At 72.4% G+C, this 21,229-nt stretch carries 17 protein-coding genes; 6 read left to right on the forward strand and 11 right to left on the reverse strand.

Annotated elements, in window-relative coordinates; all coding sequences use genetic code 11:
- Window positions 1–18: 18 nt before the first annotated feature.
- A complete protein-coding gene (locus Pdca_RS30160) occupies window positions 19–516 on the reverse strand; it encodes a MarR family winged helix-turn-helix transcriptional regulator (protein ID WP_232021280.1) in 498 nt (165 codons plus the stop codon).
- A 59-nt stretch (window positions 517–575) separates the two neighbouring features.
- On the opposite strand from Pdca_RS30160, the gene Pdca_RS30165 reads away from it, so the two are divergent.
- Both Pdca_RS30165 and Pdca_RS30170 read left to right on the forward strand, forming a co-directional pair.
- Window positions 576–1,463 carry an alpha/beta fold hydrolase gene (locus tag Pdca_RS30165; RefSeq protein WP_085910588.1) on the forward strand — a complete coding sequence of 296 codons (888 nt, stop codon included), beginning with the start codon at window positions 576–578 and terminating at the stop codon, window positions 1,461–1,463.
- A gap of 562 nt (window positions 1,464–2,025) precedes the next feature.
- The gene (locus Pdca_RS30170; RefSeq protein WP_085910587.1) at window positions 2,026–3,204 is read left to right on the forward strand and encodes a Fic family protein; all 1,179 of its coding nucleotides are present in this window, start codon (window positions 2,026–2,028) and stop codon (window positions 3,202–3,204) included.
- Between the two features lie 179 nt (window positions 3,205–3,383).
- On the opposite strand, the gene Pdca_RS30175 is transcribed toward Pdca_RS30170, so the two are convergent.
- The 5 genes from Pdca_RS30175 to Pdca_RS30200 all read right to left on the reverse strand — a co-directional run bounded on the left by Pdca_RS30175 (window position 3,384) and on the right by Pdca_RS30200 (window position 10,688).
- Complete coding sequence (locus Pdca_RS30175; RefSeq protein WP_197719850.1) at window positions 3,384–4,955, reverse strand: AMP-binding protein; 1,572 nt, start codon at window positions 4,953–4,955, stop codon at window positions 3,384–3,386.
- A 321-nt stretch (window positions 4,956–5,276) separates the two neighbouring features.
- Window positions 5,277–5,759 carry a type III secretion system chaperone family protein gene (locus Pdca_RS30180; protein ID WP_085910585.1) on the reverse strand — a complete coding sequence of 161 codons (483 nt, stop codon included), beginning with the start codon at window positions 5,757–5,759 and terminating at the stop codon, window positions 5,277–5,279.
- A complete protein-coding gene (gene mshA / locus Pdca_RS30185; protein ID WP_085910584.1) occupies window positions 5,756–7,030 on the reverse strand; it encodes a D-inositol-3-phosphate glycosyltransferase in 1,275 nt (424 codons plus the stop codon). Before mshA ends, Pdca_RS30180 begins: the two co-directional genes overlap by 4 nt.
- Window positions 7,027–9,798 (reverse strand): sacsin N-terminal ATP-binding-like domain-containing protein, encoded by a 2,772-nt coding sequence (locus Pdca_RS30190; protein WP_158092028.1) that lies wholly within the window; start codon window positions 9,796–9,798, stop codon window positions 7,027–7,029. The genes mshA and Pdca_RS30190 overlap by 4 nt, the downstream gene beginning before the upstream one ends.
- A gap of 47 nt (window positions 9,799–9,845) precedes the next feature.
- Window positions 9,846–10,688: a DUF3027 domain-containing protein gene (locus Pdca_RS30200; protein WP_307724023.1), complete on the reverse strand. Its 843-nt coding sequence runs from the start codon at window positions 10,686–10,688 to the stop codon at window positions 9,846–9,848.
- 39 nt (window positions 10,689–10,727) lie between these two features.
- Here Pdca_RS30200 and Pdca_RS37240 point away from each other — a divergent pair, with 39 nt between their 5' ends.
- The 4 genes from Pdca_RS37240 (at window position 10,728) to Pdca_RS30220 (ending at window position 14,783) form a co-directional block, all read left to right on the forward strand.
- The gene (locus tag Pdca_RS37240; protein ID WP_085910581.1) at window positions 10,728–11,525 is read left to right on the forward strand and encodes a glutaminyl-peptide cyclotransferase; all 798 of its coding nucleotides are present in this window, start codon (window positions 10,728–10,730) and stop codon (window positions 11,523–11,525) included.
- A 62-nt stretch (window positions 11,526–11,587) separates the two neighbouring features.
- The gene (locus tag Pdca_RS30210; RefSeq protein WP_232021281.1) at window positions 11,588–13,099 is read left to right on the forward strand and encodes an MFS transporter; all 1,512 of its coding nucleotides are present in this window, start codon (window positions 11,588–11,590) and stop codon (window positions 13,097–13,099) included.
- A 36-nt stretch (window positions 13,100–13,135) separates the two neighbouring features.
- A complete protein-coding gene (locus Pdca_RS30215) occupies window positions 13,136–13,639 on the forward strand; it encodes a DUF2771 family protein (protein WP_085910580.1) in 504 nt (167 codons plus the stop codon).
- A gap of 145 nt (window positions 13,640–13,784) precedes the next feature.
- A complete protein-coding gene (locus tag Pdca_RS30220; RefSeq protein ID WP_085910579.1) occupies window positions 13,785–14,783 on the forward strand; it encodes a Fic family protein in 999 nt (332 codons plus the stop codon).
- 6 nt (window positions 14,784–14,789) lie between these two features.
- Here the strand turns inward: Pdca_RS30220 and Pdca_RS30225 are convergent, their stop codons facing one another.
- The 5 genes from Pdca_RS30225 to Pdca_RS30245 form a co-directional block, all read right to left on the reverse strand.
- Window positions 14,790–15,740: an MsnO8 family LLM class oxidoreductase gene (locus Pdca_RS30225; protein WP_085910578.1), complete on the reverse strand. Its 951-nt coding sequence runs from the start codon at window positions 15,738–15,740 to the stop codon at window positions 14,790–14,792.
- 53 nt (window positions 15,741–15,793) lie between these two features.
- Window positions 15,794–16,180 (reverse strand): cold-shock protein, encoded by a 387-nt coding sequence (locus Pdca_RS30230; RefSeq protein WP_085910577.1) that lies wholly within the window; start codon window positions 16,178–16,180, stop codon window positions 15,794–15,796.
- A gap of 124 nt (window positions 16,181–16,304) precedes the next feature.
- Window positions 16,305–17,963 (reverse strand): AMP-binding protein, encoded by a 1,659-nt coding sequence (locus Pdca_RS30235; RefSeq protein ID WP_166666000.1) that lies wholly within the window; start codon window positions 17,961–17,963, stop codon window positions 16,305–16,307.
- A gap of 163 nt (window positions 17,964–18,126) precedes the next feature.
- Window positions 18,127–19,770 carry a phospholipase D-like domain-containing protein gene (locus Pdca_RS30240; RefSeq protein WP_085910575.1) on the reverse strand — a complete coding sequence of 548 codons (1,644 nt, stop codon included), beginning with the start codon at window positions 19,768–19,770 and terminating at the stop codon, window positions 18,127–18,129.
- A gap of 26 nt (window positions 19,771–19,796) precedes the next feature.
- The gene (locus Pdca_RS30245; protein WP_085910574.1) at window positions 19,797–21,056 is read right to left on the reverse strand and encodes a S8 family peptidase; all 1,260 of its coding nucleotides are present in this window, start codon (window positions 21,054–21,056) and stop codon (window positions 19,797–19,799) included.
- Window positions 21,057–21,229 lie beyond the last annotated feature (173 nt).

Below are 21,229 nucleotides of genomic sequence, written 5' to 3' on the forward strand. Positions count from 1 at the left end.
ATGCAGGTCGGCGAGGAATCAGCCGCGTCTCGGGGCCTCGCCCGTCCGGTCGTCGCGCTGCGACCGCTGCCGTTCGATCGCCGCGACCGCAGCAGCGAGGAATCGGGTGACTGCATCGAGGTCGGCGGGCTCGAAGGAGCGCAGCGTGCCGACCAGGTCCTTGATCAGCGGTCCGAAGAAGGACCAGCCCAAGGCGACGGCCTGCTCGTCGACCTCCAGCAGCACACGCCGCCCGTCCGACGGGTCGCGGTACCGGCGGACGTGCCCCGCTTTCACCAGGCGCCCGATCAGCGCGGTCACCGACGACGCGTCGAGCGCCATCTGCTCGGTGAGCCAGGTGGGCGTGGCCGAGATGCCGGCTCGCTCGGCATCGAGCAGATGAATCAACGCTCGTAGATCGGTGGGATGCAGACGGTGCTTCCGCGCGAACTCCGCACCGAGTAGATCCAGTTCCACGGTGACCGCCCGGAGCTGGTGGACCAGCGTCATGGCGGACTGCTCGTCGCTCGTCGGCATGCGTTTGCGATCCCATCTGATACTTTGACCGTCCAAGTATATCGGGGTGGTGACCGAACATGCCCGAGCAAGGCTCGCCGGGACAGGTTCGTCCGGCATTCACGAGCGCGACCGCGCGAGACGAGTTCTTCGCCGCCTACGCGGCGGTGCTCGCCCAGTGGCCCGTCGCGGCCGGCTGCCGCGACGTCCCATCGGACTTCGGCCTCACGCACGTGCATGTCGCAGGTCCGGCCGACGCACCGCCGCTGCTGCTCCTGCACGGCGGCGGCGCGACGAGCACCGTGTGGTTCAACAACATCGCCGCGCTGGCCGAGAATCATCGCGTGTACGCCGTCGATCAGATCGGCGACGCCGGCAGGAGCGTGCACGAGGGCCGGCCGCTGCACGACTCGGCCGACCTGATGGCGTGGCTGGACTCCCTCCTCGACGGGCTCGACCTCCCCGTCACAGCACTGGCCGGGCACTCGTACGGAGCGTGGCTCGCCTTGAGCTACACGCTGCACGCGCCCCGGCGGATCCGCAGGCTCGTCCTGCTCGACCCGACCGATTGCCTGGTCGGCATGCCGCTGGCGTACCTGATCCGCGCCGTCCCCCAGTTCGTGCGCCCCGGCGCACAGGCGATCCGGAGCTTCTTCCGCTGGGAGACCGACGGTGCACCGCTCGACCCTGCATGGCTGCACCTGGCGGCGCTCGGCGGGGAGGTCCGCACCACGAAGGTGGTCCTGCCTCGGCGTCCTTCCGAAGACCGGCTGCGCACCCTCACGAATCCAACCCTGGTGCTGCTGGGCGAGCGCTCGCGCGCACTCGATGCGAGAAAGGCCGCCCTGGCCGCCGAGCGGCTCCTACCGGACGCCTCGGTATCCATCGTGCCCGGGCAGAGCCACCACACCATGCCGACCCACGACGCGGATGCGATCAACAGTGCGATCGTGACGCACCTGCGCTGAGGGACCCGTCCCCACGGTCTGCACGAGGAGATCGCGGACTCCGAACTGCTGCTCGACCTCGGCACAGCCGTCCCGGGTATCAGCGTCACGACATCGGCGCAGAACGTGCGCCGCAACCTCCTGCGCCGAGCCGTCGAGGTCGCCCGCGCTTCGGACTGCCGGACTCCTGACCCGCCGGACCGTGCGGAGTGGAGAGATCGCCCCGCGACACCCGATCACCCCCACCGACGACGAGACAGCGCAGTCCCTGCGTTTTCACAGGTCACGACGTCGCCTCGGCCGGTCAGGGAAGCCACTCCCGCTCGCTCTCCCGGGCCCGCAGGTCCTTGCCCAGGAACTGCACGCCGAACATGCCTCGATCGAGCCAGAGCGAGTCACCCGCGGCGTGTCGACTCGACCACCGGTCTCCCCGGCGCCCCCCGACGGAACAACAGCCGCCCACCGCTGGAGCGGCCCGGTTGCGCGGGACGCTGCACTCAAGCCGCCTTGGCGCATTGTCCGTGACACACAGACACATGTCTCTTAGTATGAGACATAGCGCCAAGCGACTCCGGAGCCCGCCATGCTGTTTCAACCGCCCACACTCGACGACCTGGACATGCAGGTCATCGAGCAGATCGACACGTTCCGCAAGGACATGAGGTACGCCCTACGTGAGCCGCGGCGCTGGACCGGTCAGCTCCGAAGGAACCTGCTCGCGAAGGCAATCCAGGGCAGCAACAGCATCGAAGGGTACGACGTCAGCGACGAGGACGCGGTCGCAGCGGTGGAGGAAGAGGAGCCACTGTCAGCAGACGAGGCGACCTGGGCCGAGATTCGCGGCTACCGCACCGCCATGAGCTACGTGCTCCAGCTGGCAGACGATCCTCATTTCGAGCTGGACCAGAGTCTGATTCGAAGCCTTCACTACATGATGCTCGCACATGACGTACTGAAGAGTCCGGGCCGGTACCGACTCAATTCAGTTTTCGTTGTAGACGAATCAAGAGATGAGATCGTGTACGAAGGGCCCGACTTTCAACGAGTTCCCGAGCTGTGCCAGGAGCTGGTCGAGACCATTCCACAAGAGCAGGGGGCACCCAACTACGTCCGCGCCGCAATGGCACACCTGAACCTGGTGATGATCCATCCATTTCGCGAAGTAAATGGGAGAATGGCACGCTGCCTGCAGACTCTGATCCTTGCTCGCGACAGCATCGTCGCCCCCGAGTTCAGCAGCATTGAAGAATTCCTCGGAAAGAACACGCCAGACTACTATTCGGTACTCGGAAAAGTCGGGCAGGGTGCCTGGAATCCAGGAAACTCGACCAGACCCTGGGTGAAGTTCATCTTGCGAGCTCACCACATGCAAGCACAGACAGTGGTCGGACGGCTCGCCGAGGCGTCGTACATGTGGGCACAGCTCGAAGAAATTGCCCGGCGCAAGCGGCTACCGGAAAGATCCGTTCCCGCCCTGTACGACTGCTCACTCGGCTTACGAATGCGGCGGTCCAGCTACCTGAAGCTGGCCGACGTCGAGGAACGGACAGCGACCCGCGATCTACAACAAATAGTCGATGCCGGATTGTTCTTCACCCAAGGGGAACGTCGCGGGCGTACTTACGGAGCGACCGATGAGCTGAGACTTGTCCGGATCGAGGCGAGGACCAACAAGCCCAGGAATCGGGATCCGTACGAGGAGATGGGTGGCATTCGTGGAATCTTAGATGATCGCGGATACCAGACCGGCCTCCCACTCTGACCACAACTACAGAGACCAGAGACCCGGGCCCACACTCGCCTTGGCCTTCATGATCGTTCCGTGCCTGTTCCGTGGACACCCCCGGATCGCCCGGTACGCCCCCACACCCCACAGACGACGAGACGGCGCCGCCCCCGCGTTTCCGCGGTTCGCGACGCCGTCCCGGTCGGTCAGGAGAGTCAGGCCTGCTCGGTCTCCCGGGCACGCAGATCCTTGCGCAGGATCTTGCCCGACGCCGACTTCGGGATCTGCTCGATGAACTCGACGACCCGCACCTTCTTGTGCGGGGCGACCTTCTCCGCGACGAAGGCCATCACGTCGTCCTCGGTCAGATCCGCACCGGAGGCCTGCTTCACCACGAACGCCTTGGGCACCTCTTCGCCCTCGGCGTCCTTGACCCCGATCACCGCGGTGTCGGCGATCTTGTCGTGGGTGAGCAGCAGCGCCTCCAGCTCGGCGGGCGGCACCTGGTAGCCCTTGTACTTGATCAGTTCCTTGACCCGGTCGACGATCGAGTAGACGCCCTCGTCGTCGACGACGGCGATGTCACCGGTGTGCAGGTAGCCGTCGGCGTCCTTGGTGGCGTCGGTGGCGTCGCTGTTGTTCAGGTACCCGACCATCACGTTCGGGCCCTTCACCCACAGCTCGCCGCGCTCGCCGACGCCGACCTCCTTGCCGGACTCCGGATCGACCAGCTTGCACTCGATGTTCGGCAGCGCGAAGCCGGACGAGTTCAGGTCGAGGTCGCCGCGGTCGTCGGGCATGCAGTGGCTGACCGGGGACAGCTCGGTCATGCCGTAACCCTGCAGGACCGTGCAGTTCAGCCGCTTCGCGACGGCGCGGCCGAGCTCGCCGTCCAGCGGGGCCGCCCCGGAGAAGATCGTCTTCACGCAGCTCAGGTCGTACGAGTCGACGATCGGGTGCTTGGCCAGCGCGACGGCGACCGGCGGGGCGATGTAGAGACGGTCGACCGCGTACTTCTGGGTGATCGACAGGAACTGCTCGAGATCGAACTTCGGCATCGTGACGACCGTGGCGCGGGTGTGCAGGCCCTGGTTCATCATCACGGTCATGCCGTAGATGTGGAAGAACGGCAGGAACGCCATGATCTTCGTCTGGTCGGTCACGCTGCCCATGACGTGCACCTGGAGCAGGTTCGCCACCAGGTTGCGGTGGGTCAGGATCACGCCCTTGGCGAGCCCGGTCGTGCCGGAGGAGTACGGCAGCACCGCGGTGTCGTCCGCGGTCGTGGTGAGCTCGGGGGCAGGCGCCCCGGACGAGACGAGATCGGCCAGCGAGTCGTGGCCCTCGGCCTTGTCGATGGTCAGGACGGCGTCTGCGGACAGGCCCGCCTCGGTGGCACCGGCCAGCGCCCGGTCCAGGAACGGCGACACGGTGATCAGCGTCGTCGCGCCGGAGTCGGTGAGCTGGTGTGCCAGCTCGCCGCCGGTGTACATCGAGTTCGCACTGGTCACGGTGGCGTTCGCACGCAGGATGCCGTGGAACAGGGCCGCCCACTGGGGCAGGTTCGGCGCGAACAGGGCGACCACGTCGCCCTTGCCGATGCCGCGGGCGGCCAGCCCGCCGGCGATCTTCTCGACCAGGCCGTGGAACTCGGTGAAGGTCAGCTGGTCGCCGGTCGTGCCGTCGAGGAACGCGGGCGCGTCGGCCCGGTCTCCGAAGCCGTCGGCGAACAGGAACTCGGTCAGCGAAACTTCCGGGATCTCGACGTCCGGGTACGGGCTGCGCATCGACAAGGCGTCGCTCCTTCGCGAGGTCCTTCGGGGGGAGCCGGGTGGCGGGAGGCACACCCGGAGCTTCGCAACATGCTAAGCACTACCCGGGTTCCCCGCCGCCGCGCGGTCGGCAAAAGTTACCCGCGGGTCACCGCTCGACGCGCAGCGCCCCACGCCCGACGACCGGACATCGGCCACCATTCCGGGGCACAACGACCGCCGATCGCGGGGCGCCGCGCCGGACGACGCCGCGCGGCCCGCCGGCGCTCCGGGCGGAACTGCTGCGCCGCAAACCGATCCACTCGACCACGATCCGCGCGCCGCGGTCTCCCGCCGCTATTGGTCGATCAGATGCTCGAACGCCGCCAGGTTCGCGGTCGACTCGCCGTGCTCGCTGCGCCACGCGTACTCGCGCCGGATCGAGGAGGCGAACCCGAGCTCCAGGAACGTGTTGAAGTCGCCGTCGGCGGCCTGCAGCACCTGGCCGAGCACCCGGTCGATCTCCTCGGCGGTGACCGCGTGCAGCGGCAGCCTGCCGACCAGGTGGATGTCGCCGGCCCGATCCAGGCAGTAGTGCACGCCGTAGAGCCGGGCGTTGCGCAGCAGCATGAACCGGTAGACGCCCTCGGCGTTCTCGTCAGGACGACGACAGACGAACGCCTGCACGCCGAGCGTCTGCTCACGCGCCAGCAGCCAGGTCTGGGTCTGCAGCCGGGCCTCCCCGGGCAGCGTCACCAGCCACTGTCCCTGCCCGCGGTGCACGTGCTCGACGTCCATGTCGGCCAGTGCCCCGGAGATCACCGGATCGAGGTCGGTCATCGCCTGCCCCCCTCCCGCGCGCGGAACTCGGCGCGGGCCTCGTCGTAGGCGCCCAGCAGGGCGTCGGTCGTACGGTCCCAGGAGAACCGCCGCGCGTGCCCGGCCGCGACGCCCGCCATCCGCTCGCAGCGGGCCGGGTCGAGGGCCAGCTCGCCGAGCGCGTCCGCCCAGTCGGAGATGTCGTGCCCGCTCACCAGCAGCCCGGACCGGCCGTCGGCGACCGCCACCGGCAGCCCGCCCACCCGGGTCGCGACCACCGGCGTCCCGCAGGCCTGCGCCTCCAGCGCGACCAGCCCGAACGACTCGTTGTGGCTGGGCACCGCCACCACATCGGCCGCCCGGTAGACGGTGACCAGCTCGTCGCCGCCGCGCGGCGGCAGGAACCGGACGACGTCGGTCACGCCCAGCTCGGCCGCCAGCTCCTGCAACGACGTCGGCTCGGCCAGTCCCGACCCGGACGGCCCGCCCGCGACCAGCACCACCAGCCGGTCCCGCAGCGACGGCGTCCGGGCGAGCAGCTCGGCGGCGGCCCGCAGCAGCACGTCCGGCGCCTTGAGCCGCTGGATCCGCCCGACGAACGCGAGCACCACGGCATCGTGCGGCAGGTCCAGCGCGGCCCGTGCGGCCGCCCGGTCACCGGGCCGGAACCGGTCGGTGTCCACCCCGGGCGGGATCGTGACGGTGCGCCGCGGGTCGGCGTCGTAGAGCTCGATCAGCTGCTTGGCCTCGATCTCGGTGTTCGCGACGAGCCGGTCGGCCTCGGCGACGACCTGGTCCTCGCCGATCAGCCGGACCCGCGGCTCGGGGGTGTCCCCGGCGGCCAGCGCGGCGTTCTTCACCTTCGCCAGGGTGTGCGCGGTGTGCACCAGCGGCACCCCCCAGCGGTCCCGGGCCAGCCAGCCGACCTGGCCGGAGAGCCAGTAGTGCGAGTGCACGACGTCGTACCAGCCCGGGTCGTGCCGGGCCTCGGCCCGCAGTACCCCCGCGGTGAAAGCGCACAGCTGGGCGGGCAGGTCGTCCTTGCCGAGCCCCTCGAACGGACCGGCGGCGACGAACCGGACGGTCACGCCCGGCGCGAGCTCGACCGTCGGCGGCTGCTCCGACGACGTCGCCCGGGTGAAGATCTCGACCTCGACCCCGCGGCGCGCCATCCGGATCGCGGTCTGTGCGACGTAGACGTTCATGCCGCCCGCGTCGCCGGTGCCGGGCTGCTCGGTCGGTGAGGTGTGTACCGAGAGCACCGCGACCCGGCGCGGAAGCTCTGTCGTCACGACATCATCCTGACACGCCGTTGCGCGGCCAGCTCGGCCACCAGCGCCCGGAGCGGGTCCGACGCGTGCCACCCGCCGTCCGCCCCCGGCCACGCCGGGACGGTGACCGTGCCGCCGTCGTCGAGCTCGACGGCCAGCCGTTCGTGCCGCCGCAGCTCGCCCTCCGGCGGGTCGACGCCGATCGCTCGGCAGGCCAGCACGACCTCGGCGACCGCGGTCCAGGCGACCGGCTCGCCCGCACCACGGACGATGCCGGTGACCCGGGCGGACGCCACCGGCAGGTCGAGCAGCTCGGCGAGTGCGTCCGGGTCGTCGCCGCCGGGGACCGCCGGCACGTCGTCGAGCGCGGGCAGCACCCACGGCATGTCGACGACGACGGCGCGATCGGCCGGGGCGACCTCACCGGTGAGCGTCCGGACGTGATCGGGCGGGTCGAGATCGTCGAGATCGAACACGCCGGCCCGCAGGGCGGCGGCCAGCGCCGTGTGCGCGACCCCGGCGACGTCGCCGGTGACCGGGCGGGCCGGATCGGCGAGCCGGTCCAGCAGCTCGACGGCCTCGTCGGCGCCGTCGATCGTGATCCCGCTGCGCACCCCGATCGCGACGAGGATCGCGTCGTCGCCGAGACCGTCGAGCGGCGGGACGGGATCGTAGAGCCCGGCCAGGGTGCTCGCCGACGGCAGCCGCCAGGTCGAGGGCAGCCGGCCGCCGATCCGTACGTTGCGGGACAGCCACCAGGCGGTGTACCCGGTGAGCATCGCAGCCCGGGTGTCCCGGTCGGCGGCGAGCAGGGCCAGCGCGGCGGGCCAGGCGTCGTCGTCGACGAGATCGAGATCCCGGACCGCGGAGGCCTCGGCACCGTCGGCGTCACAGCGCTCTGCGTCGGCACGGTGGGCGTCGTAGCGGTCGGCGTCGTGCAGTACCTCGGGATCGAAGTCGACCACCACGAACCGGTCCAGCACTCCGGCCGCGACCAGCGCGTCCTTCCCCGCGTCCAGCCAGCGGGCGTCCAGGATCCCGACCGGTGCGTCCGGATCGAGCAGGTCGCGGACGGGGGATCCGGGCAGCACCAGCTCGTCGGCACGGGCCGGGACACCGTCGTCGTCGGTGAGGGCGAGCGCGCCGAACCGCGGGTCCCGGGCCGCGGACGGGGTGTCGAGCAGCGCCAGCACGGCGCGGGCGAGCGGTTCGGTGTCGAGACCGGCCTCGGCGTCGTCGACCGAGCGCTCGACGGCGTCGAGCAGGGCCGGGGAGGCGAGCAGCGTCTCCCGGTCGGCGTCGGCGGCACCGAGCCTGCGCAGCAGCGGATGCGCCGCGTCGGGATGCGCGGTCCGCAACTCCGGCAGGTCCGGGGTGGCACCGTCGGCCAGCAATACCGTCGCCGGGCCGGGCACCAGCCGGCCGTCGGTCAGCGGCACCGGCAGCGCACCGAGCTCCGCGGCGAGACCGGGGATCGCGTCGACCGCCGGGGCGAGCGTCGCATACAGCTCCCGCCACCACGACGGCCCGGCGTCGACTCCGGTCAATCGCTCGGTCAGCGCCGCCGGACCCAGCCGGTCGACGTGCAGGCCCGGCGGCGGGACGACGCCGGACGCGACCAGCCGGTCGAACGCCGGATCGGCGGCGGCGAGCAGCTCGGGCAGGCCGGTGGGGGTGTCGCCGCCGAGATCGAGGTACTCCGCCCGGTCCGGTGCGAGCACCCCGCCGCCGGCGGCGGGCAGCCACGGCGAGGAGCCGAGGGCGGCGGCGATCGCGGTCCGCAGCAGGCCGTCCAGCGGGGAGCGCGGGAAGCCCGGCTCGGGCACCAGCATCGTCCGATAGTGCGGCTCGACCACCCCGATCAGCTCGGTGAACGCGTGGGCCGCCCGCTCCACCAGCGCACCGGTGCCCGGGTCGTCGGCCCGGATCCGGCGACGGTCCGGGTCCAGCGGGAACGGCGCGAGCAGCCGCGCCGGCAGCGACAGCTGCTCCGCGCTGGGGGTGGGGGCGTGCAACACCTCCCCCGCGTCGGGCGGGTACGGGACGGGGCGGCCGTCGACGTACGGGAGGGCCCAGCGGGCCGGGCCACCGGCCAGCAGCAGCTCACGGTCACCGATCCGGATCCTGCCCCCGCCCAGGTCGCTGCGGGTCAGCACGGTGTCCCCGGCGGCGACCTCGCCCAGCGCGGGCAGCGCGAGCAGCAGATCCGCCGCGGCAACGGCGAGCTCGGCGAGCAGCGTCGCCGGATCGGCCGAGTCCGGCCGGAGCCGGATCTCGGTGGCGTACCCGTCCGGCGGGGGCTCCTCGGACGTCGGCCAGCACAGTCGCAGCACCGGGACCCGCGGGTCGCGGGCCAGCTCATCGGCCGCCGCACCGCCCAGCGCGGTCACCTCGGCCGCCGTGCGCTCGGCGGAGAACGCGATCGCGCCCTGCGCGGTCACCAGCCGGGGCTGCGAGCAGACCGCGAGCACCGCCGCGAAGCCGACGCCGAACCGGCCGGTCGCCCCGGTGGCGTCCCGCTTCGCCGACGCGCGCAGCGCGGCCAGCGCGGCGACCCCGGCGGCGTCCAGCGGGGCGCCGGTGTTCGCGATCCGCAGCTCGCCGTCGTGCACCCGCGCGAGCACCCGGCCCGGCGCCGCACCCGCCGCGGCGGCGTCGGCGGCGTTCTGCAGAAGCTCGGCGACCCAGGTCTCGGCGTACCCGCCGCGCCGCAGGTCGTCCTCGGCGTTGACGTCCTCCCGGAACCGGGTCGGCGACGACGACCACGCCGCCAGCACCCCCGCCCGCAACGCCGCGGTGTCGAACGGATCGGCGGATCCGCCCGCGGGAGGTCGGCTCAGTGCGAACCGACCGGTTCGAGGTCCACACCGTCGTCGTAGACCAGCGCCGACACGTACACCGGCGAACCACCGGTCTCGGTCACCGACGAGTGCGCGCCGCAGCCGAAGCCGACCGCGACGACCTGCCCGTCCGCCGGGGCGGAACCGTTGGCGCACACCCCGAACACCCCGCGCAGCGAGCCGGCGATCGGCAGCATGAACCCACAGGTCCCGCAGGACGCGGGCGCGGCCCGGGCGAGCTCGGCCGCCGGGCCGCGGTCACCCTGCTGCCAGCGGTCGGCGGCCGCGGCACGGCCGTCCGCGGAGAGCACCTGCTCCCGGCCGAGGCCGACCTCGCCGGCCAGCTCCTCGACCGCCGGGTCGCCGCTGTCGACGTAGCCGGGCACCAGTCGCGGATCGTCGGCCGGGGGCGGCAGCAGATCGCCCGGCTTGAGGTCACCGGGCCGGACCCGCTGGTCCCACGGCACCCAGGTCGGCGCGACGATGGCGGTGTCACCGGGCAGCAGCACCGACTCCGAGACCGTCGCCGGCTCGCTCGGCCCGGCGCTGGCGACCGTGACGGCCCAGCGCCAGCCGCGGTACCCGGGCAGCTCGGCGACGAACGAGTGCGTCACCGAGCCGTCGTCCTCGGCGCCGGCGCCCAGATGCAGGCCCACCGCGGCGACGGCGGCGGCGCGACCCAGCTCGTCGGCGGCCTCCTCGACGGCGGCGGCCCGGGCGATGTCGACGGCGTCGAACAGCTCGGGCGGCGCGACCCGCGGTTCCGTCGCTGCAGGCGGTGCGGGCGCCTGGGGCACGGTGGCTCCCTCGGGGGAGGCGGTGTCGTCACCAGCAGTCACCTCACCAGTGTGCCACCCGGCTCCCGGCATCCTGGGCCGGTGCCCGTTGCGCTGCTGCTCCCCCTCCTCCTCGTGCTCTCGGCGTGCGGCGCCGCCGCCCCGGCGCCCGGAGCCGCACCGGTGATCCGCCCGGAGGTACTGGCCGAGATCCCGCACGACCCGGCCGCGTTCACCCAGGGCTTCGAGCTGCACGACGGCGTGCTCTACGAGGGCACCGGCCGGGTCGGCGAGTCCGAGATCCGGGCCCTCGACCCGGACACCGGGGCGCTGCGCGCGGCCACGCCGCTGCCACCCGCCTACTTCGGCGAGGGGATCACCGTGTCCGGTGACGCGATCTGGCAGCTCACCTGGCGCGACGGCGTCGCACTGGAATGGGACCGGGAGACGCTGGCGCTGCGCCGCGAGGTCCCGGTGGACGGCGAGGGCTGGGGCCTGTGCCTCGCCGACGACGGCCGGATCGTCCGCTCCGACGGCACCGACCGGCTGCGCTTCCACGATCCCGCCGATCTCGCCGAGACCGGCTCGGTCGCGGTCACCCGGGACGGCTCCCCGCAGCCGGAGCTCAACGAGCTGGAGTGCGTCGGCGACCGGGTGTGGGCGAACGTGTGGCAGAGCGACGAGATCGTCCGGATCGATCCGGCGACCGGCACCGTGGATCTCGTGGTGGACGCCTCCGGGCTGCTCGATCCGGCCGGCAGACGGGGCGCCGACGTGCTGAACGGCATCGCACACGTGGCCGGGGACGAGTACCTGCTGACCGGGAAGCTGTGGCCCACGACGTTCCGGGTGCGGCTCACGGCACCGCCGGAGCCGGGCGCGGTACGTCCGGCCGGGTGATGACGCGCCGGGACGACCCCGTGGGTGCGAAAACCGTCGGTCCCCCGGCGCACAATGGGGGCATGGCCCCGAACCCGTTCCGGCGCCGCCGCGCCCGCGCAGCGGGTTCCCCCTCCGCCGAGCAACGCACCGAGCGGGTCCCGCGGCCCGATCCGAGCACCACACCGATCGCGTCGGATCCGACGCTGCGCGAACCGGCGCCCGACCCCTCGTCCGGCCCGCGGAAGCTGACCGTCACCCGGGTCGCGGTGCACCGCACCCGGGAGCTGACCGGGCGGGCCGTCGGGCTGTTCCGGCGGGCCGCGACCGCCGACGGGGCGGACGGCTCCGGATTGACCGCGCTGACCTACGCCACGATGTTCACCTACGCGCTCGACGCGGCGGTGGCCGTGGCGCTGGCGAACACCCTGTTCTTCGCGGCCGCGACCGCCGAGTCGACCGCCAACGTCGCGCTCTACCTGGCGATCACCGTCGCACCGTTCGCGCTGGTCGCGCCGGTGATCGGCCCGATGCTGGACCGGCTGCAGCGGGGCAGGCGGATCGCGATGGCGGTGTCGTGTGCCGGGCGGGCGGTGCTCGCCGTGGTGCTGGTGTTCCACCTCGACACCTGGGTGCTGTACCCGGCGGCGCTCGGGATCCTGGTGCTGAGCAAGTCGTTCCTGGTGCTCAAGGCCGCGGTGACGCCGCGGGTGCTGCCCTCGTCGATCACCCTGGCCACCACGAACTCCCGGCTGACCACCTTCGGGATGGCCGCCGGTGGTGTCGCCGGTGCGGTGGCCGCCGGTGCCGCCTGGGCGTTCGGCTCGCCGGGCGCGCTGTGGTGGACGGCGGCGCTCGGCGTCGCCGGAGCGGTGCTGTGCCTGCGCATCCCGCGGTGGGTGGAGTCGACCGCGGGCGAGGTCCCGGCGGCGGTCCCGGCCGCCCGGCCCGGGGCCCGGCGCGGCAAGGTCCCCGCGACCCGGTCGGTGCTGGTGGCGCTGTGGGGCACCGGCGCGGTCCGGGTGCTGACCGGCTTCCTGACCCTGTTCGTCGCGTTCGTCGTCAAGGCGGGCACCGAGCAGGCCGGCGGTGACCCCACCCGCCAGGTACTGGTGATCGGCGTGGTCGGCGCGGCCGCGGGCGCCGGGCTGTTCCTCGGCAACGCGATCGGCGCGCGCAGCCGGTTCGACCGGGTCGAGCCGGTGGTGCTGACCGCCGCCGGTGCGGCCGTGCTGGCCGCGGCCGGCGCCGCGCTGCTGCCCGGGGTCCCGGCGGCGGTCGTGGTGGCCCTGATCGCGTCGACGGCGAGCGCGCTGGCCAAGGTCTGTCTGGACGCGGTGATCCAGCGCGATCTCCCCGAGCACGCCAGGGCCTCGGCGTTCGGGCGTTCCGAGACGGTCCTGCAGCTGGCCTGGGTGCTGGGTGGCGCGATCGGCGTGCTCGCCCCGCACGACACGTTCCGGACCGGTTTCCTGATCGCCGCCGGGGTGATCGCGGTGTTCGCGCTGCAGTCGGTGATGGTGCGCCGCGGCGGGACACTGGTGCCCGGCCTCGGGGCCCGCACGGCACCGCAGCCGACCGCCGCGATGCACTGACGCCGGCCGCCGGGAGCGGTCCGTAGGCTGGCCGCCGTGATCACCCGATCCCGCCGGACCGGCCGCGCGCTCGCCGGGATGCTCGCCGTCGCCGCCGTCCTGCTCGCCGGCTGCGGGACGTCCCGCCCCACCGTCACGTTCGACGTGGACGGCGCCTCCCTCACGGCGGCACCGACCCAGTTCTGCGACAACCGGATGGAGAACTGCTCGGACGAGCCGAACTCCCGGGTCACCGCGGACGTGCCGGCCGGCACCCCGATCCGGATCACCGTGCCGGAGGACGTGTCGGCCGGGCCATGGCAGGTCGCCTACGCCTTCACCCGCGGCGACGACCCGACACCGATCGAGCAACGCAGCGACATCGCCACCCCGGGCAGCCGCGGCGAGTACACGCTGATCCTGCCCTCCGAGACCGATCGGCTGGTCACCGCGCAGGTGCAGCTGTTCGGCGCGGCCCCGGCGATCGACCCGGAGACCGAGGCGCTGGAGTTCCCGGTCCGGGCGACCTGGGTGCTGGTCGGGGAGCAGCCGGCGAGCTGAGGCCGGGGGTGCGGGGCACCGAGTTGTACGGTTCGATTCCGTCCCGCTCAGCCGTACACTTCGACATCGTCGCTCGATCCGCCCCGCACAGCGAATGTGTACGGTTCAATTCGGTCGCCCGAGAGCGTACGAACGATGGAGCGCCATGAGCCCGCGCGGTCGACCTTCCCGGCAGGCGGTCTATGCCCGTCTGCGTGTCCAGATCGACGAGCTCTGGCAGCGGATGGGTGGACTCCCCAGCCCGCTCGAGGCCGCGGACATCTGGCGTGGAATCTGGTTCGAGGAGGCGCACCACTCGACCGCGCTCGAGGGCAATACGCTCGTCCTCAAACAGGTCGAGAAGCTCCTCGCCGAAGGCCGTGCGGTCGGCGACAAGGAGCTCCGTGAGTACATGGAGGTCCGCGGCTACGCGGACGCGTCGGACTGGGTGTACGGGCAGGCCATCGAGCCCGACCGAGCCTCACCCGAACCGCTGACGCTCCAGGAGATCCGCCACATCCACCGGATGGCGATGCACGCGGTCTGGGACGTCGCCCCGCATCCCGACGCCGGTCCCGACGAGACCCCGGGGAACTTCCGCCGGCACGACATCCACCCCTTCCCCGGAGGCATGCTCCCGCCGTCCCACGTCCTGGTGGACAGCGAGATGCACGCATGGATCGGCGAGGTCGGCGAACTCGACGCCACGTCCGAGGAGTTCGCCGAGAGCGTCGCCCGGCTGCACTGCCGGTTCGAGCAGATCCACCCGTTCCTGGACGGCAACGGGCGGACCGGGCGCCTGGTCCTGAACCTTCTACTCGTGCGCTCGGGGTTTCCACCGGCGATCATCTACAAGAAGCAGCGCAGCGCTTACCTGTCCGCGCTCCGGCGTGCGGACAAGGGCGACCCCGGGAGCCTGGGTGAGCTCATCGCCCGGGCCATCCTCGACAACCTCTACAAGTTCGTCGTGCCGGCGGTCGCGGGCCCGGCCCGCCTCGTCCCGCTCGCCGCGCTTGCCTCCGACGAGGCCAATTCGACTGCGCTGCGGACCGCAGCGGTTCGGGGAGCCCTGCAGGCGACGAAAGGCCCGGACGGCCAGTGGCGCAGCTCGAGGAACTGGGTCGACGAGTACCTGCGGACCCGGTACCGGAGACGTCGGCAGTGAGTTCCCTCAGGCCCCGGTACGCGCCCGGCCGCCCACCAGCAACCGGGCCAGCGCCGCGTCGGACTCGGCCAGAGCCTCGGAGTCCCAGGTCGACGAGCTGACCATCAGCTCGTCCGCCCCGGTCCGGTCGACCAGGTCATCGAGCAGTTCGGCGACGGTGTCGGAGTCGCCGGCCAGGGTGCGGGCCAGCGCCCGGGCCACGACCTCGCGCTGCCGCGCGGTCGTCCGGCGGTCCGGGTCCGGCGGTTCCAGCGGCGGGAACTCGCCGGTGCTCCGGGCGGCGGCGAGCGCCCACGCCTCGGACAGCGCCAGATCCGGGTGCCCGACCAGGACGTCGGCCGAGACCACGAGATGTGCGGCGTCCCCGGCCCGCTCGCGGTAGTCGGCCAGTGCGGCCCGGTCGTCGAGCACCGGACCGCCGACGACGGCCGGGAGCCCCAGGTCACCGGCGAGCCGCAATCCGGCGCCGGTCGCCAGCAGGAACAGCGGGACCGACCGTTCCGGACGGGGCCGGACGGTGACCGGGCCGGTGCCGTCCAGGAACGACCGCAGCTCGGCCAGGTCGGCGCGGAACGCGTCGTCGTCGGCGGCCGCCGCGCGCAGGGCCCGGCGGACCGGTGCGGTGAAGCCGGGTGAGCGCCCGATGCCGAGATCGATCCGGCCGGGATACAGCGCGGCGAGCATCGCGACCTGCTCGGCGACCACCAACGGCTGGTGGTTGGGCAGCATGATCCCGCCGGAGCCGATCCGGATCCGCGCGGTCGCCGCGGCCACCGCCGCCATCAGCACCGGCGGGCTGCCGGACGCGATCCCGGGCACGGCGTGATGCTCGGCCACCCAGAACCGGTGGTAACCGAGCTGCTCGGCGCGGCGGGCACGCGCCACGGTGTGCCGCAGCGCGGCCGAGTCGGGTTCCCCGGCCCGGGTCCGCGAACGGTCCAGCAACGACAGGCGCACGCCTGCCCGAACGCCGCGCAGGCGCCCGGCATTTCCGGCCGCCCCGCGGGGCGTCAGCCGTCCAGGTCGCGGGCGACCGCGCGGACCACCTCGGCGGCGAGCTTGCAGGTCTTGCGGTCGGGATAGCGGCCGTGCCGCAGCGCGGGCTGGATCTTGTTGTCCAGCAACCGCATCATGTCCTCGACGAGGCCGTGCAGCTCCTCCGCGGGACGCCGGGTGTTCTCGACGGCGGACGCCTGCTTCTCGACCAGCCGGACCGACAGCGCCTGCGGACCGCGCCGCCCCTCCGCCATGCCGAACTCGACGCGCTGGCCGGACTTGAGCGCCTCCACCCCCGCCGGGAGTGCCGCCTTGCGGACGTAGACGTCCTCGCCGTCGTCCTGGGAGAGGAAGCCGAAGCCCTTCTCCGCGTCGTACCACTTCACCCTGCCGGTGGGCACCGTGTTCCTCGATTCCCTGCGATTGCTGCGTGCACGACAAACGCGCCCGGAGTGGCCGTGACTCACCGTGCTCAGGTCACCCGGACGCGTCGCAGCCCATCGTACCGCCCCGGGCCGCCGGGAGTCAGGCGTTTCGGACGCCGGCCGCGGTCTCCAGGTCGAGCAGGCCGACCGAGCGCTCCCGCATCTCGACCTTGCGGACCTTGCCGGTGACCGTCATCGGGAACTCCTCGACGACCAGCACGTAGCGCGGGATCTTGTAGTGCGCGAGCTTGCCGGTGGCGAACTCCTTGAGCGCGTCGACGGACAGCTCCGGTGCGCCATCGCGCAGGATCACCCAGGCGCACAGCTCCTCGCCGTAGCGCTCGTCCGGAACACCGACGACCTGCGCGTCCACCACGTCGGGATGGGTGTAGAGGAACTCCTCGATCTCCCGCGGGTACACGTTCTCGCCGCCCCGGATGACCATGTCCTTGATCCGGCCGGTGATGTTGAGGTAGCCGTCGTCGTCCATCACGGCGAGATCGCCGGTGTGCATCCAGCGGGCGGCGTCGATCGACTCGGCGGTCTTGTCCGGCTGGTCCCAGTAGCCCAGCATCACCGAGTAGCCGCGGGTGCAGAGTTCACCGGCCTCGCCACGCGGGACGGTCTTCCCGGTCTCCGGGTCGACGACCTTGATCTCCAGGTGCGGGTGCACCCGGCCGACCGTGGAGACCCGGCGGTCCAGCGAGTCGTCCGCGCGGGTCTGGGTGGAGACCGGCGAGGTCTCGGTCATGCCGTAGCAGATCGTCACCTCGCCCATCCCCATCCGCTCCACGACCTGCTTCATCACCTCGACCGGGCACGGCGAGCCGGCCATGATCCCGGTGCGCAGGCTGGACAGGTCGTAGGACTCGAAGTCGGGATCGTTGAGCTCGGCGATGAACATCGTCGGGACCCCGTAGAGCGAGGTGCAGCGCTCCTGCTCGACGGCCCGCAGGGTCGCCTTCGGGTCGAAACCCTGGGCCGGGATGACCATCGTGGCACCGCTGGTGGTGCAGGCCAGGTTCCCCATCACCATGCCGAAGCAGTGGTAGAACGGCACCGGGATGCAGACCCGGTCGGCCTCGGTGTAGTTGCAGAGCTTCCCGACGTAGTAGCCGTTGTTCAGGATGTTGTGGTGCGAGAGCGTCGCGCCCTTCGGGAACCCGGTCGTCCCCGAGGTGTACTGGATGTTGATCGGGTCGTCCGCGCCGAGCGACGCCTGCACCTCCGCCAGCCGGACCCGGTCCGGGGCGGCGCCGCCGTCGGCCAGCGCGTTCCACTCGTCCGAACCGGTGATCACGACGCGCTGCAGGTCCGGGCAGTTCGGCCGCACCTCGGCGATCATCTTCTGGTAGTTCGACGTCTTGAACTCGGCCGCCGAGACCAGCGTGGAGATCCCGGCCTGCTTGAGCACGAACTCCAGCTCGTGCGTCCGGTAGGACGGGTTGATGTTGACCAGGACGACGCCGATCTTGGCGGTGGCGTACTGGGTGAGCGTCCACTCGGCCGTGTTCGGCGACCAGATCCCGAGCCGGTCCCCGGTCTGCACCCCGGCGGAGAGCAGGCCGCAGGCCAGCTTGTCGATCGCCTCGCGCAGCTGGGTGTAGGTCCAGCGCCGCCCGGTGGAGACCTCGACCAGCGCGTCGTTGTCGCCGAACGCGGCGGCGGTCCGGTCGAAGTTGTCGCCGATCGTGTCGCCGAGCAGCGGGGTGTCCGAGATCCCGGAGGCGTACGACGGGACGGCGGGGGCTCCGGCCACGGTGGAGGTCACGACGATGTTCTCCTCGGCAGTGCGGTTGCAGCGGTTGCCGCAGTTGCGGCGGTTGCGCGGTTCGGCGCCCGGAGGCGGCTGGCACATCCTGTCCCCGGAGCAGGCACCCTGCCAACACCCCGCTACCCCCGTAAGTAGGGAATCGCGGCGTTCAGGAGGAGAGCCTGCGGCCGGCCCGCCGGCCCGACTCGGCCACCTTGGCGGCGCTCCGGCGGGCACCGCGGGCCGCCCGGCGCAGTGGGCGTGGCGACGGCTCGGGCCACGGCCCGACCGGGACGAGGACGCGCTCGGCCGGATCGAACCCGGCCGGATAACCGGGCACCCGCCAGGTCCCGGCGGGGGCCTGCGGGGGCAGCCACTCCGGCCGCCAGATCCCGAGCGCCAGGTCGAGATCCTCCAGCCGCGGCCGCAGCTCGTCGGTCAGCTCGGTGCGCAGGTGCTCGGCCCACAGCCGGACCCGCAGATCACGCACCTGGTCCCCGGTCGTCACGAAGGCCGCGTTCAGCTCGGTGTCGGTGCCGCGCATCGAGCGGGAGAAGAAGTTCGCCGAGCCGACGGCCGCGTACACGTCGTCGACCAGCATCAGCTTGGTGTGCACCGTGAGCCCCTCGATCCGGTGCATGATCACGTTGCCGCGGTCGGCCGGGTCCAGCTGGTCGATGACCCCACGCTGGACGTCCCCGGTGACCCTGCGGCGGAACTTGTTGATCCCCGCGTCGGCCGGGTCCCGGCGGCCGGAGCAGACCAGCACGATCCGCACCCCGCGGGCGGCGGCGTCGCGCAGCAGGCCGTAGAGCCGGAACGCGCGCCGGCCGCCCGGGACCTCGAAGAAGTACTGGTCCTCCAGGTAGATGTAGTGCCGCGCACCGCGGATCGCGGTCGCGAGCGCGTGGAAGACCTCCTGGACGCCGCGTCGCGGCAGCACCGTCCAGTGCCTGCGGTAGAGCGTGCCGAAGTGGTCGATCTTCCACGGGCGCAACGAGCGCAGCACCTGCACCGCGGTGCCGGGCGCGTCGTACGGCTCGATCTCGGGCGCCGGTGGGAGCGGGGGTGCGAACGGCTCGGGGTTCATCGGTTCCCAGCGGACCGGCGGGCGGTAGAACGACCGCGGCGGCAACGTCGCGGCCTCCGTCCAGCGGGCGCGGTACACCTCCCACACCCGGCCGGCGGCCGGGCCGCGCAGCCGGACGGCCCCGTCGTGCCAGCCCCAGCGCTCGTCGCCGATCGAGAGCCGGTCGTGCGGCTCGGCGTCGAACCGGTTCGCCGAGAGATCGAGGCCACCGACGAAGGCGGTCAGCGTGCCGCCGACGTGCGCGAGCACGATCTTCTGGTGGTGGCAGCCGATGCCGGAACCGGACCAGTCGAGCAGTACCCGGCCGCGCAGCGAGCGGCGGCGGCGCAGCTCCAGCGCTGCGAACGCGTTCGCCCGGAACGGCCCGACGGCGATGCCGGGCACCGATCCGGAGAACACCGCCGCGGTGAGCAGCACCCGCACGTCGACGCCGTCGTCGGCCAGCCGGGCCAGCCGGTCGGCGAGCGCCTCGTAGTCGTCGTCGCCGGGCTCGGCGCCGGTGAGGTCCATGTCCGGCTGCAGATTCAGTCCGGTGACCAGCACCGAGTCGCCGGGACCGGCCCGGTCGAACAGCTCACACAGCTGGGCGAAGTAGTCGATCCCGTCGATGATCGTCCGCCACTCGGTGTTCTCCCGGAACGTCGGGCACTGCGGGGTGCCCGGGACCAGGTACCCGGACTCCAGTGCGGCCAGATCCGCCGGGCTCTCGTGCGTTCCGGGCATGGCCGAGACGGTAGACCGGCGCCGGCTCAGAGCCCGCCGGTCTGCAGCAACCGGTTCGGTGTGTTGCCGGTGGAGCCGCCGTCGATCCGGCCCCCGACCGAGTTGTCGATGATCCACCGCTTGACGGCGGCGCTGGGCCGGTCGCCCTGTGCCTGCTTGTAGAGCGCCGCGACGCCCGCCGCGAACGGCGCCGCCATCGACGTCCCGCTGTAGGACGCGGTGCCGCCGCCCGGCACCGGCGCCACGATCCGGCTTCCCGGCGCGTAGATCGACACGCAACGCCCGGTGGAGGAGTTCGACGCCCGCCGGTCCTCGATCGTCGAGTTCGCGACGACCAGCACACCGTCCACCGCCCGCGGCAGCGCGGTGCAGTCGTCGCCGCCGGTGTTGCCGGCCGACGACGCGGCGAAGATCCCGGCGTCGAGGATCCGCTGGATCGCCTGGCGGAGCATCGGTGAGTCGCCGTAGCTCCAGGACATCACCGCGACCGACGGGCCGCGCTTGTTCTGCACCGCCCAGTCGAGCCCGGCCAGCAGCGACGACAGGGTGCCGGTGCCGTTGCAGTCGAGCACCTTCACCCCGCGCACGTTCGCCTCGGGGGCGACACCGTAGCTGTTCGACGCGGCGATCCCGGAGACGACGGTGCCGTGCCCGTCGCAGTCCTCGTCGCGGTCGTCGATCGTGTTGACCTCCAGCCGCGCCCGGCCGCCGAACTCCGGATGCCGCGCGTCCACCCCGGTGTCGAGCACGAACACGTCCACCCCGGAACCGGTCGCGGTGCGCTGGTATCGCCCGTCCAGCGGCAGATCGGGCTGGTCGATCCGGTCGAGCCCCCAGTTCCCGGGGGCCTGCTCGGTGACGGCGACGTCGCCGCCAGGGCCCTCCCGGTCGTCCGACGGGGCGGCCTGGTGGCTGCCCTGCGGGTCCAGCGGGTTGACCGTGCGGTCCTCCTCCACCCCGACCACTCCCGGACGTTCCCGCAGCTCGGCCGCCTGCGCCGGGTCGAGCGGGGCCGCGAACCCGTGCAGCACCGTGTCGAAGGTGACGCTCGGCGTCGCGCCGACCGCCTCCACCGCGGCCCGGGTCTGGCCGGCCGTCGCGGTCTGCACCAGGTATCCGGTCAGGTCGCCCACCGGGCTCTTCGGCGCCGTGCTGGGCGCGGTACTCGAGGTGCTGCTGCCGGCGTCCGGGGCCGCTGACGCGACCGGCGCCAGAACAACACCGAGCGCGACGGCCAGTGCACCGGCAGTGACCGCGACGGCGGCTCGGGAACGGTGGAGGCTCACGGAAAGCGACGATATTCGGCCGTTGCCGGTGGGGCGAGAGACACGATGGTGGCGCGGGTGAATCCTGTGGCTGCTGGGGTGACGGATGTGTAGCCGGCCGCGGGGCGGGTCAGCCCGCGCGCTGTGTCAACCTGAGCGCCCGCGCGCTGTGTCAACCTGAGCGCCCGCGCGCC

The sequence above is a fragment of the Pseudonocardia autotrophica genome, assembly GCF_003945385.1.
In the GTDB taxonomy this organism is placed as follows: domain Bacteria; phylum Actinomycetota; class Actinomycetes; order Mycobacteriales; family Pseudonocardiaceae; genus Pseudonocardia; species Pseudonocardia autotrophica.

What these genes read in the sequence shown, in the direction of transcription:
- Pdca_RS30210 (WP_232021281.1), top strand. Translation starts at nt 11,588, where the DNA reads ATGGCCCCGAACCCGTTCCGGCGCCGCCGCGCCCGCGCAGCGGGTTCC.
- Pdca_RS30170 (WP_085910587.1), top strand. Translation starts at nt 2,026, where the DNA reads ATGCTGTTTCAACCGCCCACACTCGACGACCTGGACATGCAGGTCATC.
- Pdca_RS30165 (WP_085910588.1), top strand. Translation starts at nt 576, where the DNA reads ATGCCCGAGCAAGGCTCGCCGGGACAGGTTCGTCCGGCATTCACGAGC.
- Pdca_RS30180 (WP_085910585.1), bottom strand. Translation starts at nt 5,759, where the DNA reads ATGACCGACCTCGATCCGGTGATCTCCGGGGCACTGGCCGACATGGAC.
- Pdca_RS30240 (WP_085910575.1), bottom strand. Translation starts at nt 19,770, where the DNA reads ATGCCCGGAACGCACGAGAGCCCGGCGGATCTGGCCGCACTGGAGTCC.
- Pdca_RS30175 (WP_197719850.1), bottom strand. Translation starts at nt 4,955, where the DNA reads ATGCGCAGCCCGTACCCGGACGTCGAGATCCCGGAAGTTTCGCTGACC.
- Pdca_RS30220 (WP_085910579.1), top strand. Translation starts at nt 13,785, where the DNA reads ATGAGCCCGCGCGGTCGACCTTCCCGGCAGGCGGTCTATGCCCGTCTG.
- Pdca_RS30160 (WP_232021280.1), bottom strand. Translation starts at nt 516, where the DNA reads ATGCCGACGAGCGACGAGCAGTCCGCCATGACGCTGGTCCACCAGCTC.